At 69.7% G+C, this 17,444-nt stretch carries 17 protein-coding genes and 2 pseudogenes; 11 read left to right on the top strand and 8 right to left on the bottom strand.

The features are described from left to right. Positions 1 to 13 precede the first annotated feature (13 nt). Positions 14 to 487, top strand: a complete 474-nt coding sequence (locus ACZYZ9_RS07410; protein WP_463825594.1) for a GreA/GreB family elongation factor — start codon at positions 14 to 16, stop codon at positions 485 to 487. Between the two features lie 55 nt (positions 488 to 542). Here the strand turns inward: ACZYZ9_RS07410 and groL are convergent, their stop codons facing one another. Further along, on the bottom strand, positions 543 to 2,168 hold the full coding sequence (gene groL, locus ACZYZ9_RS07405) for a chaperonin GroEL (RefSeq protein ID WP_463825593.1): 1,626 nt from the start codon (positions 2,166 to 2,168) through the stop codon (positions 543 to 545). A 216-nt stretch (positions 2,169 to 2,384) separates the two neighbouring features. Here groL and ACZYZ9_RS07400 point away from each other — a divergent pair, with 216 nt between their 5' ends. Beyond that, entirely contained in the window at positions 2,385 to 3,329 is a 945-nt protein-coding gene (locus tag ACZYZ9_RS07400; RefSeq protein WP_463825592.1) for an SDR family NAD(P)-dependent oxidoreductase, read from the top strand. A gap of 1 nt (position 3,330) precedes the next feature. Beyond that, positions 3,331 to 4,530, top strand: a complete 1,200-nt coding sequence (gene moeA / locus ACZYZ9_RS07395) for a molybdopterin molybdotransferase MoeA (RefSeq protein ID WP_463825591.1) — start codon at positions 3,331 to 3,333, stop codon at positions 4,528 to 4,530. Here moeA and ACZYZ9_RS07390 read toward each other — a convergent pair. Then, positions 4,527 to 5,699, bottom strand: coding sequence for an MFS transporter (locus ACZYZ9_RS07390; RefSeq protein WP_463825968.1), 1,173 nt, complete (start codon positions 5,697 to 5,699; stop codon positions 4,527 to 4,529). The genes moeA and ACZYZ9_RS07390 overlap by 4 nt on opposite strands. Before the next feature lie 140 nt (positions 5,700 to 5,839). Between ACZYZ9_RS07390 and ACZYZ9_RS07385 the strand changes: the two genes are divergently transcribed. The 4 genes from ACZYZ9_RS07385 to ACZYZ9_RS07370 all read left to right on the top strand — a co-directional run bounded on the left by ACZYZ9_RS07385 (position 5,840) and on the right by ACZYZ9_RS07370 (position 10,815). Beyond that, positions 5,840 to 6,538, top strand: coding sequence for a phosphatidylserine decarboxylase (locus tag ACZYZ9_RS07385; protein WP_463825590.1), 699 nt, complete (start codon positions 5,840 to 5,842; stop codon positions 6,536 to 6,538). Further along, on the top strand, positions 6,535 to 7,392 hold the full coding sequence (gene pssA / locus ACZYZ9_RS07380) for a CDP-diacylglycerol--serine O-phosphatidyltransferase (RefSeq protein WP_463825589.1): 858 nt from the start codon (positions 6,535 to 6,537) through the stop codon (positions 7,390 to 7,392). The genes ACZYZ9_RS07385 and pssA overlap by 4 nt, the downstream gene beginning before the upstream one ends. A 1-nt stretch (position 7,393) precedes the next feature. Beyond that, complete coding sequence (locus ACZYZ9_RS07375; protein ID WP_463825588.1) at positions 7,394 to 9,553, top strand: AAA family ATPase; 2,160 nt, start codon at positions 7,394 to 7,396, stop codon at positions 9,551 to 9,553. Positions 9,554 to 9,657: 104 nt separating this feature from the next. Further along, positions 9,658 to 10,815, top strand: coding sequence for an MFS transporter (locus ACZYZ9_RS07370; RefSeq protein WP_463825967.1), 1,158 nt, complete (start codon positions 9,658 to 9,660; stop codon positions 10,813 to 10,815). Here the strand turns inward: ACZYZ9_RS07370 and ACZYZ9_RS07365 are convergent. Then, complete coding sequence (locus tag ACZYZ9_RS07365) at positions 10,800 to 11,450, bottom strand: LON peptidase substrate-binding domain-containing protein (RefSeq protein WP_463825586.1); 651 nt, start codon at positions 11,448 to 11,450, stop codon at positions 10,800 to 10,802. The genes ACZYZ9_RS07370 and ACZYZ9_RS07365 overlap by 16 nt on opposite strands. Next, a complete protein-coding gene (locus ACZYZ9_RS07360; protein ID WP_463825585.1) occupies positions 11,440 to 12,054 on the bottom strand; it encodes a TetR/AcrR family transcriptional regulator in 615 nt (204 codons plus the stop codon). The genes ACZYZ9_RS07365 and ACZYZ9_RS07360 overlap by 11 nt, the downstream gene beginning before the upstream one ends. Before the next feature lie 21 nt (positions 12,055 to 12,075). Between ACZYZ9_RS07360 and ACZYZ9_RS07355 the strand changes: the two are divergent. Then, positions 12,076 to 12,461, top strand: a pseudogene (locus tag ACZYZ9_RS07355) (hypothetical protein). Here ACZYZ9_RS07355 and ACZYZ9_RS07350 read toward each other — a convergent pair. The 4 genes from ACZYZ9_RS07350 to ACZYZ9_RS07335 are packed head-to-tail and all read right to left on the bottom strand — an operon-like array spanning position 12,458 to position 15,161. Next, positions 12,458 to 13,603, bottom strand: coding sequence for a glutamate--cysteine ligase (locus tag ACZYZ9_RS07350; RefSeq protein ID WP_463825584.1), 1,146 nt, complete (start codon positions 13,601 to 13,603; stop codon positions 12,458 to 12,460). The pseudogene ACZYZ9_RS07355 and the gene ACZYZ9_RS07350 sit on opposite strands and share 4 nt — an antisense overlap. Then, on the bottom strand, positions 13,584 to 14,291 hold the full coding sequence (gene sodC / locus ACZYZ9_RS07345; RefSeq protein ID WP_463825583.1) for a superoxide dismutase[Cu-Zn]: 708 nt from the start codon (positions 14,289 to 14,291) through the stop codon (positions 13,584 to 13,586). Before sodC ends, ACZYZ9_RS07350 begins: the two co-directional genes overlap by 20 nt. A gap of 38 nt (positions 14,292 to 14,329) precedes the next feature. Further along, a complete protein-coding gene (locus ACZYZ9_RS07340; protein ID WP_463825582.1) occupies positions 14,330 to 14,800 on the bottom strand; it encodes a LytR C-terminal domain-containing protein in 471 nt (156 codons plus the stop codon). A 52-nt stretch (positions 14,801 to 14,852) separates the two neighbouring features. Next, positions 14,853 to 15,161 (bottom strand): DUF3263 domain-containing protein, encoded by a 309-nt coding sequence (locus ACZYZ9_RS07335; protein ID WP_463825581.1) that lies wholly within the window; start codon positions 15,159 to 15,161, stop codon positions 14,853 to 14,855. 151 nt (positions 15,162 to 15,312) lie between these two features. Here ACZYZ9_RS07335 and ACZYZ9_RS07330 point away from each other — a divergent pair, with 151 nt between their 5' ends. The 3 genes and pseudogenes from ACZYZ9_RS07330 (at position 15,313) to ACZYZ9_RS07320 (ending at position 17,364) form a co-directional block, all read left to right on the top strand. After that, positions 15,313 to 15,909 carry a peptide deformylase gene (locus ACZYZ9_RS07330; RefSeq protein WP_463825580.1) on the top strand — a complete coding sequence of 199 codons (597 nt, stop codon included), beginning with the start codon at positions 15,313 to 15,315 and terminating at the stop codon, positions 15,907 to 15,909. Beyond that, positions 15,909 to 16,478, top strand: a pseudogene (locus tag ACZYZ9_RS07325) (GNAT family N-acetyltransferase, cg3035/Rv0428c family); the annotation flags it as partial. The gene ACZYZ9_RS07330 and the pseudogene ACZYZ9_RS07325, both read left to right, overlap by 1 nt. Positions 16,479 to 16,560: 82 nt before the next feature. Further along, positions 16,561 to 17,364 (top strand): exodeoxyribonuclease III, encoded by an 804-nt coding sequence (locus ACZYZ9_RS07320; protein WP_463825966.1) that lies wholly within the window; start codon positions 16,561 to 16,563, stop codon positions 17,362 to 17,364. Positions 17,365 to 17,444: the final 80 nt, after the last annotated feature.

The following is a 17,444-nucleotide window of genomic DNA, read 5'->3' as shown; positions in this document are numbered from 1 at the left end:
GAAAGGACACCGAATGACTCTTGCCGATGCTCAACGCGTATGGATCTCCAAGCGCGGCTATGACCGGTTACAGCGGGAACTCGCCGCGCTTCGCGAGTCGGGTCGCACCGCGGCTCTCGACGGCGACGCCGAGGCGCAGGCCGACGAGCTGCAACGGCAGCTGCGCATCCAGCAGATCCACGATCTGCTGACCGACGTCACGGTGGGGCAGGATCCCCCGGACGACGGGATCGCCGAACCCGGCATGGTGCTGACCGTCCGCTTCGACGACACCGGTGCGGTCGAGACGTTCCTGCTGGGCGTGCGCAGTGCCGAACACGGTGACATCGAGGTCTACTCCAACCAGGCCCCGTTGGGCGCCGCGCTGGAAGGCGCGCGACCTGGGGAGCGCCGGGCGTATCGCCTGCCCAACGGCGCCGCGGTGACGGTCACGCTGCTCAACGCGGTGCCCTACGGCATCCACACCGCCGGCACCGCGTCCCGCTGAGACGAAAAAGGCCCGGTCCCTGTTGCCAGGGACCGGGCTCTTTTCGTACCCGGACTTAGAAGTCCATACCGCCCATGCCGCCGGTCGGGTCGCCCGCCGGAGCGGCCGCCTTCTCCGGCTTGTCGGCGACGACCGCCTCGGTGGTCAGGAACAGGCCCGCGATGGACGCCGCGTTCTGCAGCGCCGAACGGGTCACCTTGACCGGGTCGGCAACGCCGGCCTTGAGCAGGTCCTCGTACTCACCGGTGGCGGCGTTCAGGCCGGTCCCGGCGGGCGAGTTGCGCACCTTCTCGGCCACCACGCCGGGCTCCAGCCCGGAGTTGAAGGCGATCTGCTTGAGCGGCGCCTCGAGCGCGACGCGCACGATGTTGGCACCGGTCGCCTCGTCACCCTTGAGGTCCAGCTCGGCCAGCGCGGGCGCCGACTGCAGCAGGGCCACGCCACCACCGGCGACAATGCCCTCCTCGACGGCCGCCTTGGCGTTGCGGACGGCGTCCTCGATGCGGTGCTTGCGCTCCTTGAGTTCCACCTCGGTGGCAGCCCCGGCCTTGATCACCGCAACACCGCCGGCCAGCTTGGCCAGGCGCTCCTGCAGCTTCTCGCGGTCGTAGTCGGAGTCGCTGTTCTCGATCTCGGCGCGGATCTGGGCCACCCGGCCGGCGATGGCGTCGGAGTCACCGGCGCCCTCGACGATGGTGGTCTCGTCCTTGGTGATGACGACCTTGCGGGCCTTGCCGAGCAGCGCGATGTCGGCGTTCTCCAACGAGAGCCCGACCTCTTCGCTGATGACCTGACCACCGGTGAGGATGGCCATGTCCTGCAGCATCGCCTTGCGGCGGTCACCGAAGCCCGGAGCCTTGACGGCGACGGACTTGAAGGTGCCGCGGATCTTGTTGACGACCAGGGTGCTCAGCGCCTCGCCCTCGACGTCCTCGGCGATGATCAGCAGCGGCTTGCCACCCTGAATGACCTTCTCCAGCAGGGGCAGCAGGTCCTTGACGGTCGAGACCTTGGAGCTGACCAGCAGGATGTAGGGGTCCTCCAGGACGGCTTCCTGACGCTCGGCGTCGGTGACGAAGTAGCCCGAGATGTAACCCTTGTCGAACCGCATGCCCTCGGTGAGCTCGAGCTGCAGGCCGAAGGTGTTGGACTCCTCGACGGTGATGACGCCCTCGTTGCCGACCTTGTCCATCGCCTCGGCGATCAGGTCGCCGATCGACTGGTCACCGGCGGAGATGCCAGCGGTGGCCGCGATCTGCTCCTTGGTCTCGACATCCTTGGCCGAGTCGAGCAGGGTCTGGGTCACCTTCTCCACAGCCTTTTCGATGCCGCGCTTGAGACCCAGCGGGTTGGCGCCGGCGGCCACGTTGCGCAGGCCCTCCTTGACCAGCGCCTGGGCCAGCACGGTGGCTGTGGTGGTGCCGTCACCGGCGACATCGTCGGTCTTCTTGGCGACTTCCTTGACCAGCTCGGCGCCGATCTTCTCGTACGGGTCCTCCAGCTCGATCTCCTTGGCGATGGAAACCCCATCGTTGGTGATCGTGGGAGCGCCCCACTTCTTCTCCAGGACGACGTTGCGACCCTTGGGGCCCAACGTCACCTTTACCGCGTCGGCGAGGCTGTTCAGGCCCCGCTCGAGGCCGCGACGGGCCTCTTCGTCGTACGCAATTGTCTTGGCCATTGCGAAGTTATTCCTCCGGATTGGGGATGAAACGGGCGCTATCGGGTGACGGCAGTCCCGTTACTTACGCTGGCCGGGCGCAGTGCCCGCGACGGACGACCGAATGGCCTCACCGTCCCGACCTAGCACTCGCCGGTCGCGAGTGCCAACGTCATTTTTAGCACTCGCCTATGCCGAGTGCAAGAAGGCCCCGGCCCAGTTGGGTATGTTCGGGCCATGGCCTCCAACGGCGACGGTGACCGCACCTGGGCAGCCGGCGACATCCCGGATCAGAGCGGGCGCACCATCGTCATCACCGGCGCCAATACCGGGCTGGGCTACCACACCGCCGAAGCCCTGGCCTTCCGCGGCGCGCACGTGGTGCTGGCGGTGCGCAACCTGGCGAAGGGCAACGCGGCACTGGCCCGCATCGCCGCCGCGGCGGGCCGCGAAGACCGCCCGGCCGACGTCACGCTGACCGAGCTGGACCTCAGTTCGCTGGATTCAGTCCGCCGCTGTGCGGACCGGCTGCGCGACAGCTACCCCCGCATCGACCTGCTGATCAACAACGCCGGGGTGATGTGGACGCCCAGGCAACTCACCGCGGACGGCTTCGAGCTGCAGTTCGGCACCAACCATCTGGGGCATTTCGCATTCACCGGCCTGCTGCTGGAGCACCTGCTGCCGGTGCGAGGTTCCCGGGTGGTGACCGTCAGCAGCCTCGGTCACCGGCTGCGCGCAGCCATCCACTTCGACGATCTGCAGTGGGAACGCGGCTACAGCCGCGTCGGCGCCTACGGACAGTCCAAGCTGGCCAACCTGTTGTTCACCTACGCATTGCAGCGCCGGCTGGCAGCGGCGGCCGCACCCACCATCGCCGTCGCCGCGCACCCGGGTGGCTCCAGCACCGAGCTGGCCCGCAACGTGCCGTGGTACCTGCAGCCACTGCTGGTGCTCGGACCGGTGTTGTTCCAGAGCGCCGAGGCCGGGGCCCTGCCGACGCTGCGCGCGGCGACCGACCCCGCGGTGCAGGGCGGCCAGTACTACGGGCCGGACGGCTTCGCCGAGCAGCGCGGCAATCCCACCGTGGTCCAGTCCAGCGCCCAGTCGCACGACGTCGAGCTGCAACGCCGGCTCTGGGACATCTCCGAACAGCTCACCGGGGTTCGGTTCCCCGTCTGACATGCGCTCGGTCACCGAACATCAGCGGATCGTCGCGGACCTGATCCGGCCGCGCCCGGCGGTCGCAGTGTCGCTGCGCGACGCCCTGGGCCTGACGCTGGCCGAGGATGTGGTTGCGCCGCTGTCACTGCCGGTGTTCGACAACTCCGCGATGGACGGCTACGCGGTGTGGGCGCAGGACACCGTGGCCGCCACCCCCGACCATCCGGTGCAGTTGCCCGTCGCCGAGGACATTCCGGCCGGGCGCACCGACCCGCTCGAACTGCGACCGGGCACCGCCCACCGGATCATGACCGGCGCGCCGCTGCCGGCGGGTGCGACGGGCATCGTGCCGGTGGAAGACACCGACGGCGGCGTCGAGACGGTGCGGATCCGCCGGCCCGCCGGCCCCGGCCGCCACATCCGCCGCGCCGGTGAGGACGTCGCCGCCGGAACCACCGTGTTGTCCGCCGGCCGAGTGGTGACCCCGGCCGCGCTGGGCCTGGTGGCGGCGTTGGGACTGGCCGAGTTGGCGGTGCTACCGCGACAGCGGGTGCTGGTGATCTCCACCGGCTCGGAGTTGGCGCCGCCGGGCGCTGCGCTGCTGCCCGGGCAGATCTACGAGTCCAACGCGGTCATGCTGGCCGCCGCCGTCCGGGAGGCGGGCGCCGAGGTGGTGGCCACCGCGACCGCCGGCGACGACGTCGCCCAGTTCAACGCGGTGCTGGACAGTCACGCCGCCGCCGCCGACCTGATCGTCACCAGCGGCGGGGTCAGTGCCGGCGCCTATGAGGTGGTCAAGGACGCCTTCGGTGGCGATCGAGGCGTGCAGTTCGTCAAGGTCGCGATGCAGCCGGGCATGCCGCAGGGCGTCGGACGGGTGGGCGGCACCCCGATCGTCACCTTGCCCGGCAACCCGGTCAGTGCGCTGGTGTCCTTCGAGGTGTTCATCCGGCCGGCGCTGCGCACCGCCATGGGGCTACCGGATCCGCGCCGCCCACTGCGCGCGGCGGTGCTGACCGAGACGGTGTCCTCACCGCGGGGCAAACGCCAGTTCCGCCGGGCGGTGCTGGACGCTGAGACCGGGCAGGTCACCAGTTACGGCCCGCCGGCTTCGCACCACCTGCGCTGGCTGGCCACCGCGAACGGGCTGCTCGACATCCCCGAAGATGTTGTGGAGGTGCCGGCCGGCACCCGGTTGCAGGTGTGGGATCTGCGCTAGGCGGTCGAACCGGCCGGATCCCGGTGAAATTCGTCGGCGACCTTGAACGCGGTGGTGCCGCCGATGGCCACCGCGGCCACCGCGAGCACCACCGGGATGGTGAGCAGCGCCGCGGACAGCCCGAACCACTCGGCGAGGTGGCCGATCAGCGGCGGACCGAGCAGGTTGCCCAGCCAGCCGGTCGCAGCCACCAGGGCGATCGCCGAGCCGCCCTGGCCGGCGGAGTAGGCGGCGCTCAACGCCGTCGGCACCAACAGCGCCACCCCGGCGCCCACACAGGCGAAGCCGATCACGCTGACCGCGACATTGGCGGACGCGAGCGTCACGCACATGGCGACCGCGGCGAACAGGGCCAGCGCCGGCAGCAGCCGACGTGCCGGCAATCGCGCGTGCAACCGCATCGCGCCGAGCCGCACCGCCACCATCGCCGACGTGTAGGCGGCGTAGCTCAGCGCCGCCACACCGGGACCGGCGCCGACCACGTCGTGCAGATAGTTGGCTGACCAGTCGGTGGCGGCGCCCTCGCACAGGAACGACGCAAAGGCCACCGCAGCCAGCAGCGCCACCGTCCGGGTCAATCGAGCCCGACCCGGCTGCTTGCCGTCCTCGCAGGCGACCACGGCCTCGTCCGGGAACAGGCGGCGGGTGAACGGGCCCACGGCGACCAGCACCACCGCCCCGAGCACCGTCAGCTGCAGGCCCAGTCCGACCCCGATGCTGACACAGCCGGCGCCGATCAGCGCGCCCAGCAGGGCGCCGACACTCCACATGCCGTGGAAGCGGGCCATGATCGGCGCGCGGGCCAGCCGCTCCACCGTGCCGGCCTGGGTGTTCATCGCGACGTCCAGGCCACCCTGGAACATCCCCCACAGCGCGAGTGTGCCGAACAGCCACAGCCCGGAGGTGGCCAGCCCGACCGTCATTCCGGCCAGCGCGTAGCCCACCACCATGACCGGCACCAGCCGGTGACTGCCCCAGCGCGGCAACGCCCAATGGCTGAACACCGTCGCCGCGACCGACCCCAGCGGCGCACCGAACAGCGCGGTGCCCAACGCGGCGTCAGACAGCCCCAGGTCCGCCTTGACCTGCGGGATGTGCGCCGCCCACGACGAAAACACCACAGCGTGCAAGATGAACACTGCGGTGACACTCAGCTTCGCGCGGCGCAGGCGGGCCGCGCGCGCGTCATCGGTGGAAATCAGAGTGGGCCCTCAGGGACGGGTGCGAATTCCAAACGTTCTCCTGCCCGTTCCCCTTCCGGGCCGGAACGAACCACGACGGCCGCACCCGCTTACGTAAGATGACCCGCGTGGCAAAACGCCCTGGCTCCGCCGACGGTCCTGCACACCTGCTCGAATTGGTGCGCTCCACCATTCCCCCGATACACCCGGCCGGCCTGCCGTTCGTCGCGACCGGCCTCGCCGTGGCGGCCGGCGGTTACCGTTACCGCTGGCTGCGCCGGACCGGCCTGCTCGCGGCCGGCGCCTGCGCGGGATTCTTCCGCCACCCCGCCCGGGTACCTCCCGGCCGGGACGGCGTCGTGGTCGCGCCGGCCGACGGCACGGTCGCCCTGGTCGATTCCGCCGCCCCGCCCGCCGAGCTCAGCCTGGGCGACGCCCCGCGGCCACGCGTCAGCATCTTCCTGTCGATTCTGGATGTGCACGTGCAACGGGCGCCGGTGAGCGGGAAGGTGATCGCGGTGCAGCACCGCCCCGGGCAGTTCCTGTCCGCCGATCTGCCCGAGGCCAGCGCCGCCAACGAACGCACCAGCGTGCTGCTCCACACCGCAGCGGATGCCGAAGTGGTGGTCGTGCAGATCGCCGGGCTGGTCGCCCGTCGCATCGTGTGCAACGCCCACGTCGGCGACCACCTGACGATCGGCGAGACCTACGGTCTGATCCGGTTCGGCTCGCGGCTGGACACCTACCTGCCGCCAGGTGTCGAACCACTGGTCAAGGTCGGCCAGCGGGCCGTGGGCGGCGAGACCGTGCTGGCTGAGCTGTCATGATCGACAAGCCTCGCATCCGGCGAACGGTGGATCTGCACCTGCTGCCCAGCGCCATGACCGTGCTGTCCATCTGCGCCGGCCTGACCTCCATCAAGTTCGCGCTCGACGACAAGCCGATACCGGCGATGGCGCTGATCGCCGTCGCCGCCATCCTCGACGCCCTGGACGGCCGGGTGGCGCGCATCCTCAACGCCCAGTCGCGGATGGGCGCCGAGATCGATTCGCTGGCCGACGCGGTCAACTTCGGGGTGGCACCGGCGCTGGTGGTTTACGTGACGCTGCTGGAGAAGTCGCCGATCGGCTGGATGGTGGTGCTGCTGTACGCGGTGTGCGTGGTCTTGCGGTTGGCCCGGTACAACGCGCAGGCCGACGACGGCAGCCTGCCGCCGTACGCGAAGGAGTTCTTCGTCGGCATGCCCGCGCCGGCCGGTGCAGTGTCCATGATCGGCACCATCGGCCTCAAACTGCAGTTCGGGCACGACGGCTGGTGGTCCAACCAGTGGGTGCTGGCCGCCTGGATCACCGGGACGTCGCTGCTGATGGTCAGCGCCATCCCGATGAAGAAGGTCCACACCTTCGCGGTACCGCCGAACCTGGCGGTGCTGTTGCTGGCCGTGGTGGCGATCGTGGCGGCGGCCGCGGTGGTGGTGCCCTACATCCTGATCTGGGTGATCATCATCTCCTACGTGTGCCATATCCCGTTCGCGGTGCGCAGCAAGCGCTGGTTGGCCAAACACCCTGAGGTGTGGGACGACAAGCCCAAGCAGTGGCGGGCGGCGCAGCGCGCGACCCGTCGGGCGGCGCCGCACCGCCGCTCGATGGCACGGCTCGGGTTGCGCAAGCCGGGCCGGTAACGTGACCCGCCCCGACCAGCTCGCCCTCACCGCGCGGCTGAATACGTCCGCGGTCGACTCACGGCGCGGGGTGGTGCGGCTGCATCCCAGTGCCATCGCGGCGTTGGGCATCCGGGAATGGGACGCGGTGTCGCTGACCGGCTCACGCACCACCGCGGCCGTCGTGGGCATGGCCGCCGGCGACATCCCCGTCGGCATCGCGCTGCTCGACGACGTCACGCTGTCCAACGCCGGACTGCGGGAAGGCATCGAGGTGATCCTGCGTGCGGTCACCGTCTACGGGGCCCGGACGGTCACCCTCAGCGGCTCGACGCTGGCGGCCCAATCGCTGTCGTCGGCGACGCTGCGCCAGGCGCTGCTGGGCAAGGTGATGATGGTCGGCGACGCGGTCTCGTTGCTGCCCCGCGACCTGGGCCCGGGCACCTCGACCTCGGCGGCCACCCGGGCGCTGGCCTCCTCGGTCGGGATCAGCTGGACCTCGGAGTTGTTGACCGTCACCGGTGTGGATCCGGACGGGCCGGTCAGCGTGCAACCGAACACGCTGGTCACCTGGGGAACGCTGGTCGCGCAGCGGCCGGCCGCGTCGGAGACGGCCGAGGTGGTCAGCCCGCAGATCCAGGTCGAAGAACTCAAGGGCGCGGGACCGCAGGCCGCCAAGCTGACCGAATGGCTCAAGCTCGCCCTGGACGAGCCGCACCTGCTCAAGACCCTGGGCGCCGACACCAACCTGGGTGTGCTGGTGTCCGGACCGGCCGGGGTCGGCAAGGTGACGCTGGTGCGTGCGGTGTGCGCCGGACGGCGGCTGGTGCAGGTGGACGGTCCCGAAGTGGGCGCCCTGGCCGCCGAGGACCGGCTCAAGTCGGTGACCGCGGCCGTGACCGCGGCGACGAGCAGCGGCGGGGTGCTGCTGATCACCGACGTCGACGCCCTGTTGCCGCAGACCCCCGAACCGGTGGCGTCGCTGGTACTGGCCGAGTTGCGCACCGCGGTGGCCACCGACGGCGTCGCGTTGATCGCCACCACCGCGCGGCCCGACCAGATCGACTCGCGGTTGCGGTCGCCGGAGTTGTGCGACCGCGAGCTGAGCCTGCCGCTGCCCGACGCGGCGACTCGCCGGGCACTGCTTGACGCGCTACTCAGAGAAGTCCCGGCCGGTGCTCTCGATTTGGACGAAATCGCAAGCCGGACACCGGGATTCGTGGTGGCCGACCTGGCCGCGTTGATCCGGGAAGCCGCGCTGCGGGCCGCCTCGCGGGCCAGCGCCGACGGGCGTCCGCCGCAGCTGAGCCAGGCGGACCTGCTGGGGGCGCTGACCGTGATCCGCCCGTTGTCCCGGTCGGCCGGCGAAGAGGTCAGCGTCGGGAACGTCACGCTGGCCGATGTCGGCGACATGGCCGAAGCCAAACAGGCGCTGACCGAATCGGTGCTGTGGCCGCTGCAGCACCCGGACACCTTCTCCCGGTTGGGGGTGGACCCGCCCCGCGGGGTGCTGCTCTACGGCCCGCCCGGTTGCGGCAAGACGTTCGTGGTGCGCGCGCTGGCCAGCACCGGCCAGCTCAGCGTGCACGCCGTCAAGGGCTCCGAGCTGATGGACAAGTGGGTGGGTTCGTCGGAGAAGGCGGTCCGCGAGTTGTTCCGCCGGGCCCGCGATTCCGCGCCGTCGCTGGTGTTCCTCGATGAGGTGGATGCACTGGCGCCGCGCCGCGGCCAGAGCTTCGACTCCGGCGTGACCGACCGGGTAGTGGCCGCGCTGCTGACCGAGCTGGACGGGATCGACCCGCTGCGCGACGTCGTGGTGCTGGGTGCGACCAACCGGCCCGACCTGATCGACCCGGCCCTGCTGCGGCCGGGCCGGCTGGAACGACTGGTGTTCGTCGAGCCGCCCGACGCCGACGCCCGGCGCGAGATCCTGCGCACCGCCGGCAAGTCGATCCCGCTGAGTTCCGACGTCGACCTGGACGCGGTGGCCGCCGATTTGTCCGGGTACAGCGCCGCGGACTGCGTCGCGCTGCTGCGCGAGGCCGCGCTGGCTGCGATGCGGCGCTCCATCGACGCCGCCGACGTCACCGCCGCCGACTTGGCCACCGCCCGCGGTAAGGTGCGCCCCTCGCTGGACCCGCTACAGGTGGAGTCGCTGCGCGCCTTCGCCAAGGCGGTCTAGCCGCGTTTGCCCGACCCCGCACCGGGTATCGCTGCTCGGTGGGGCGGGGGTAATCAGCGGTGACGACGGCGATCTCGGAGGTCAGTGCGGCCAGGCGCTGGTCGATGCTGACGGTCTCCCAGCTGGCGACGCTGTCGGCCAACGTGTTCATCAACGGGGTCGCCTTTCTAATCCCCACCCTGGGCAATCGGGGCGTGAGCCTGGTGCAGGCGGCCCTGCTGGCGTCGATGCCCAGCGTCGGCATGATGTTGACCCTGATCCCGTGGGGCCACCTACTGGACCGCGTCGGCGAGCGGATCGTGCTGTCGGCGGGCCTGGGGCTCACCGCGGCGGCCGGCTTCGCCGCGGCGTCGGTGCATTCGATGCTGCTGGTCGGCACGTTTCTGGTGCTCGGCGGCATGGCCGCGGCCAGTTGCATCACGGCCAGCGGCCGGCTGGTCACCGGCTGGTTCCCCGAGCATCGGCGGGCGCTGGCCATGGGGATACGGCAGACCGCGCAACCGCTGGGAATCGCGGTGGCCGCACTGGTCATTCCCGAACTCGGTAGACACCACATGTCGGCGGCGCTGTTGTTCCCCGCGGGTCTGTGTGCACTGGCCGCGGTGGCCAGCGCGTTGGCCGTGCGCGACCCGCCGCGCGAACACAGATCGCACGTACCGATGCGCGAGTTGGCCGACCTGTACCGGGGAACCTCGTTGTGGCGCATACACTTTGCCTCCGCGCTGTTGATGGTGCCGCAGCCGGTGGTGCTGACCTTCATGCTGGTCTGGTTTCTCCAGGAGCACCACCTGTCGATGGCGTGGGCCGGTGTGCTGGTCGGCGCTTCGCAACTGCTGGGCGCGGCGGTGCGCATCGCTGCCGGACGGTGGGCGGATGCCATCGGGTCGCGGATGCGGCCGGTCCGGTGGATCGCCGTGGTCACTGCCGCGGTGATGATGCTGCTCGCGCTGGCCGATCAGCTGAACTGGCCGGTATCGGTGGGCCTGATGGTCGTCGCGTCGGCGATCACCGGCGACAACGGTCTGCCGTTCACCAAGATCCCGGAGATAGCCGGGCCGTTCTGGAGCGGGTGGGCGTTGGGGAAGCAGAACACCTTCGAGCGGTTGGTGGTCGCCGTTGCGCCCCCGGTGTTCGCCCAGCTGATTGTGGTGGCCGGGTATCCGCTGGCCTTCGCGGTGTCGAGTGTCTTTCCGCTGGCAGCGTTGCCGCTGGTGCCGGTCACCGACCCCGCGGATTCCGACGGCGACTACTCGGAGAGCTGAAACTCGATCACCGCGGTCACCGAGTCCACCGCTTCGAGCAGGGCGGCCAGCCGGTCGGCCGCCGACGGCGCCGCGAGCACCGCATACCGATCGGCCGGACCCATCGGGACGCGAGTTGCCAAGGCGTACAACAGCTTTGCGTTGTCTCTGGGCTCTGCACCCGGATAGTCGAACAGCTCGGCGCGGTCCGGTAGCTGCACTCCCTGCACCGCGGCGATCCGCTCGAACAATGCCAGCACCCGGTCCTCGACGTCGCGGAACAGTGCCGCCGTCACCGGCGGCCCCGATTCGTCGGGCCAAATCTCTACGCGCGCACGGGGATACGGATCGTCCGGCAGCCATTCGCGCACCCGGATCCGGTCGCCGATCCGGCACCGCAACACATAACGGCCCGAGTCGGCAGCGGCGTAATCGGTGATGGTGGCCACCACCCCGATGTCGCTGCGCGCATCGCCGCCACCGACCTCGCGCCCGCGCGAAATCAGCACCACCCCGAAGCGGGGATTCTGACTGCCCATGCAGTCCTGCACCAGCGCGGTATAGCGGGGCTCGAAGATACGCAGCGGCAGGATCTCTCCGGGCAGCAGCGCCGATTCAAGCGGAAACATGGGCATTACCACCGGTTCACGATTCATCGCGCCTCACCCCCGGTTCAGCATAGCCACGCAGCAGCGACCGGGCGGCTGCCGCGACATCGGCCGCCAGCCACTCGGGCAGCGGATCGTCGTAGGCGTGGCGGCGCACCACCGCGTAGGGCAGGTCGACCACGGCGCGATTGACCGCGTCCACGGCGCGCGCCGCACCGCTCCCGTAGAGTCCGATCGCCAACTCGCGCACCCGCGCGGCCAGCGGCGCGTTCATCGCGGCGAGGGTGTGCTGAAACTCCGCACCCGGCCGGCCGTCGACCAGGTCACCGGGCCGGACCGTCAGCAGCAACCGGGCGTCGTCGGGCAGGTCGCGGGCGAAGTCGATCGCAGCGGCCGCCATTGCCACGGCCGTCCCCTCCGGGGTCGGCGCCGTCGCCGCCATCGCGCGCGTCTGGAAGCGCTGCAGTGCGCGCAACCAGGCCGCGATCACCACCCCGTCGCGGTTGCCGAACCGGTGGTAGAGGGTGCCGGCCGGGGCGCCGCTGGCTTTGGCGATCGCCGCGACGCTCGCCGCCCGCGGTCCGTGCCCCAGAATCAGGGACCGCGTGGCATCGAGAATGACGTCGGTCTCATGCTTCCGTGGCGGCGCCATGATCTAGTACAGTCCTTCTATATGAAACGATTACCCTATATTGATGAGTATGGTATCCCGGTGCGGGCCTCGGCCGCTGACACCTGGTCGGCGCTGCTGCGCACCATGTGCCGCGATCCCCTCGACCCGACCACGGTTCCGGTCGGTTTCCAGCTGGACGAGGCGACGCCCCGCAGCGGCTGGCACTCAAGGGCCGCCATCCGTTCGCCATCTATCGGCTGGTGTTCGAGCTCGATCCGGACGGAGACGCAGTACGGTTGCGGGCACTGACGTTTGCGGAGTTTCCCGGCCTGCGCGGCAAGGTGTACCGCGCACTGGTCATCGGTTCCGGCGGCCACCGCGTCGCGGTGCGCCGGATGCTGCACCGGGTGGCCGCGGCCGTCGACCGGGATCGGGTGCGCGCCTAGATGTCCAACTCGGCCACCAGCGCGTCGACCACTGCGCGCAGGTCGCCGTCGTGCTCCTCGGCCACCCGCCGCTGTCGCTGGTAGGACGCGCCCAGGCGGGGGATGTCGGCGACGGCAGCCAACTCGTCGGCGCACCGCAACGACTTGGCGATCGGCTCCAGCCGGGTCAGCACCTCGTCGAGATCCTCGGTGACCAGCCGCTCGTTGCTGTCGGCGTCCAGGATGATCACTGCGTCGAGCCCGTAGCGGGCGGCCCGCCACTTGTTCTCCTGCACGTGCCAGGGCGGCATGGTCGGCAACGGATCGTCGGCTTCCAGCCGACGGTCCAGATCCACGATCAGGCAGTGCGTCAACGCCACCAGCGCACCCAACTCACGCAGGTTGGAGACACCGTCGCAGATGCGCACCTCGATGGTGCCCAGGTGCGGGGAAGGCCGGACGTCCCAACGGACCTCGTCGACGTGATCGATGATCCCGGTCTTCTTCTGGTCGTAGACGAAGCCCTCGAATTCCGACCACGCCTGAAATTGAAACGGCAGACCGGCCGTCGGCAACTGCTGGAACATCATCGAGCGATTGCTCGCATATCCGGTGTCCACGCCACCCCACCACGGCGACGACGCCGACAACGCCAGCAGGTGCGGATACTGGTTGAGCAGCGAGGAGATGATCGGCATCACCTTGTACGCCGACGAGATCCCGACGTGCACATGCACACCCCAGATCAACATCTGGCGGCCCCACCACTGGGTGCGCTTGATCAGCTCCGCGTAACGCGGTGCGTCGGTGAGCTTCTGACTGGACCACTGGGCGAACGGGTGGGTGCCGGCGCAGAACAGCTCCATGCCGCGGTCGCGGACGATGCGCCGGGCCGGGCCCAGCGTGTCGCGCAGGTCGTGCATGGCCTCAGCGGCGTTCTCGCAGATGCCGCTGACGACTTCGACGGTGTTGCGCAGCAATTCCTTGTGCACGCGCGGGTTTTCGCCGATCTCGGCGATCACCGCGGTGGCCTCGTTGCTCAGATCGCGGGTCTGCGCATCGACCAGCGCGAACTCCCATTCGACGCCGACCGTCGGACGGGGCGAACGAGCGAAATCGATGCGGTTGCGCGCCCGGCTTCCCTTACCCGGACCCGATGACACCGCACGCCACCCGCTTGCCGGCGTCACCGGTAGTCATCGTCGTCTCGTCGGGACCGGGTGCCCCGTTGACCTGGTAGCGATTCGGGATGTTCATGAAGTTGTCCGGGCCCTCGTGGATGATGATCGACGTCTTCGCACCGCCGACCAGGTCGTCCATGGTGAAGCCGTCGGTCGTGGTCACCAGCAGCGCCGCCCCGTCCTTACGCACCTGCAGCGAGGTCAGGTCTCCGCTGGAATGGCCGGTGGCGCCCGGCACCTTGAGGTGCCCACCGGCGGAGGCGAAATCGCCCTCACATTTGCCGACGCTGTGGACGTGCACGCCGTGGAATCCCGGCGCGAGCCCGCTGCTGCTGGTGGCCGTGATCGTCACGGTCGCATAGCCGTTGGCGAAATCGAACTTCGCCGTCGCGACCTCCTGGCCGGACGACCCCTTGAGCACAGTGGTGATGGTCTGCCCGGACGGCGGCGCCTCCTGGGTGCTGGGCGCGGGCTCGGCGTGGCCGGAGGTCGACGGCGCCGGGGTGCCGGTCCAGACCGTCGGCGGGGTACCGGTCGTGGTCGCCGCTTGCTGCGGCGACGAGCACGCACCTAAGACCGCGACGCACGCGGCCGCGACCAGAGCGGACTTGGCGGCAGCTGCGGACGTGCGACCTGCGGGACGGACAACGGGACCGGCGGGCTTTGACATAGCCGTGAGCCTATCTTGACGACCCGTCGAACCGGGCCTCAACCCGTCACTAAAACGATGACGCCGGGGGGCTGGTCGGCGAGTGCGGCGATGCGCTTCTCCACCGGGGCGTTCAGCTTGGTCCCGACCGCTTCGGCGGTGGCCTTCTCGCTGTCTTCGCCGTAGTACACCGTGGTCGCCGTCACATCGGCGACCGCGAGGTTGGTCACCTCGGTCACCTTGAAGCCGGCCGCTTTGAGATCGTCGGCGGCAGTCTTGGCGATGCCCTCCCGCGAGGAGATGTTGTACACCCGCACCTCGGCCTGGTTGGCCGCCGGTTTGGGACTGGTCGAGGTCGGCGCCGACGTGCTGGACATCGTGGTGACCGCCGACGACGACTCCTCGTCGGCCTTGCCGGCCGAACCCAGGGCCTGCCAGCCGAGCAACAGGAAAATCACGCCCAGGAAGAGCAGCACCATCACCATGGCCCGCAGCGGAAGCCCCGTCGAGTCGGGTACGCGCTCGTTCATCGAAGCCACTGTAACCAGCGCACGGCCAGAACCCGCAAAGGGCGCGGACCGGTCAGGTGACCTCGAAGCCCAGCCGCCGCGCGGCGCGGGCCTTCTGACGACTGGCCCGCAGCCGCCGCAACCGCTTCACCAACATCGGGTCGGCGGCCAGCGCTTCGGGCCGGTCGACCAGCGCGTTGAGCACCTGGTAGTAGCGCGTCGCCGACATCGAGAACAGCTCCTTGATGGCGTCTTCCTTGACGCCGGCGAATTTCCACCACTGCCGTTCGAAAGCCAAGATGTCATGCTCGCGCCGGGTCAGCCCGTCTGCGATCTCCGAGTCGTCGTCCGCTCGATGTGCCCGCGCCATGGCGCTGTCCATATTGCTTCCCCTGGACCCTTTCGGCGAATGCTGGGCAATGTTGTGCGCGAATATTGAACCACGCCGCAATGTGTTGCGCCGGAATGCAGACCCGCGCGTCGGCGTAGACCTTTGCGGGACCGTTCGCGCAACTCGCCTAAGCTAGCCGACCATGGCAGTCGTACCCATCCGCATCGTGGGAGATCCGGTTTTGCACACTCCGACGACGCCTGTCCCGGTCGGCGCCGACGGGTCGCTGCCGGCCGAGGTGCTCGAGCTGATCCAGACCATGTACGACACCATGGACGCCGCCCACGGTGTGGGACTCGCGGCCAACCAGATCGGGCACGGCCTGCGGTTGTTCGTCTACGACTGCTCGGACGACCGGGGACTGACCAGCCGCCGGCGCGGGGTGGTGGTCAACCCGGTGCTGGAGACGTCGGAGATTCCCGAGACCATGCCGTCAGCCGGCCACGACGACGACGAAGGGTGCCTCTCGGTGCCGGGCGAGTCCTTTCCGACCGGACGGGCCGATTGGGCGAAGGTCACCGGCCTGGACGCCGACGGCAAACCGGTCAGCGTCGAAGGCACCGGGCTGTTCGCGCGCATGTTGCAGCACGAGACCGGGCATCTGGACGGATTCCTCTATCTCGACCGGTTGATCGGCCGGCACGCACGCGCGGCCAAGCGGGCGGTCAAGTCGCACGGCTGGGGCGTGCCGGGCTTGTCCTGGACGCCGGGCGAGGGGCCCGACCCGTTCGGTCACTGATGGTTGCCTGGCCGCCGCCCGGGACGCGGGTGACGCTGCGCTACCGCCGGCCGGCCGGATCGGTCCCGCCGCTGACCGACGCGGTGGGCCGGTTGCTGGCGGTCGATCCCGCGGTGCGCGTACAGACGAAATCCGGTGCAGTGGTCCAGGTTCGGCCCGACGACGTGGTGGCCCTGCGGGTCCTGACCGACGCTCCGGTGCGCACTGCCGACATCCGGGCGCTCGAGCGCCGGGCCGCCGAGGCCCGGCCCGGCGCCGAGGAAAGCCGGCTGTCGGGCTGGCTGCTGCGCGCCGGTGACGGCGTTGAACTGGCCACCAATTCTGCTGTGCCGCTTGATCTTTCGGCGGATTCAGCAGCCATCGGCGCGATCGCCGCCTGGTACACCGCGCGAGGCCTGCCGCCGCGGGTGGTCATCCCGGACCGGTTGCTGTCGCCGCCGGCCGGCTGGTGCTGCGAGCGTACCGAACGGGTCCTGGTGCGCGAGGCTGATCACGCGTACCGCTGCATACCCGACACCGAGCCGACCGGCACGGCCGAATTGCAGGGTTTCCGCCTGCACCATCGCCGCCGGTATTTCCGCGCAGCACCGGACTGGACACCGGACTAGAGAGGAGAACGCCATGCCCGACACCCCCGCCGGCGGCGACCGGCTGCGGTTGGCCACCTGGAACGTCAACTCGATCCGCTCCCGGCTGGACCGGGTCCTCGACTGGCTGGTGCGCGCCGAGGTCGACGTGCTGGCCATGCAGGAGACCAAGTGTTCGGATGAAAAGTTTCCGGCCCTGCCGTTCCACGAAATCGGTTACGAGGTGGCCCATGTCGGCTTCAACCAATGGAACGGGGTGGCGATCGCCTCCCGGGTCGGGCTGTCCGATGTGCAGGTCGGCTTCGACGGCCAGCCGACCTGGAGCGCCAAACCCGACGTGGCGGCGGCGGCCGAAGCCCGTGCGCTCGGCGCCACCTGCGGCGGGGTGCGGGTGTGGAGCCTGTACGTGCCGAACGGCCGCACCCTCGACGACCCGCATTACCTCTACAAGTTGAATTGGCTTGCCGCGCTGCGCGATACCGCTGCCGGCTGGATGCGCGAGGATCCCGGCGCGCCCATCGCGCTGGTCGGCGACTGGAATATCGCGCCCACCGACGACGATGTCTGGAGCACCGAGTACTACGCCGGCTGCACCCACGTCTCGGAACCGGAGCGCCGTGCGTTCGCGGCCATCGTCGACGCACAATTCGCTGACCTGGTAAGGCCTTTCACGCCGGGACCGGGGGTATACACCTACTGGGACTACACCCAGCTGCGCTTCCCCAAGAAGCAGGGCATGCGCATCGACTTCATCCTTGGCTCCCCGGCGCTGGCCGAGCGGGTGGTGGACGCACAGATCGTCCGCGAGGAGCGCAAGGGCAAGGCGCCCAGCGATCACGCGCCGGTCCTGGTGGACCTACGCCCCTGACCTTCCAAGATGCTGTGAAATTCGTTGTTGTTTCTGGTGAAGAACGCGGCCGGGGGGTATACAAGCAGAGTAGCCAAGGC

The sequence above is a fragment of the Mycobacterium sp. IDUB_28 genome, from assembly GCF_055419285.1.
Note: the sequence above shows the minus strand (reverse complement) of the source record. Positions and strands in the feature narration are given on the sequence as shown.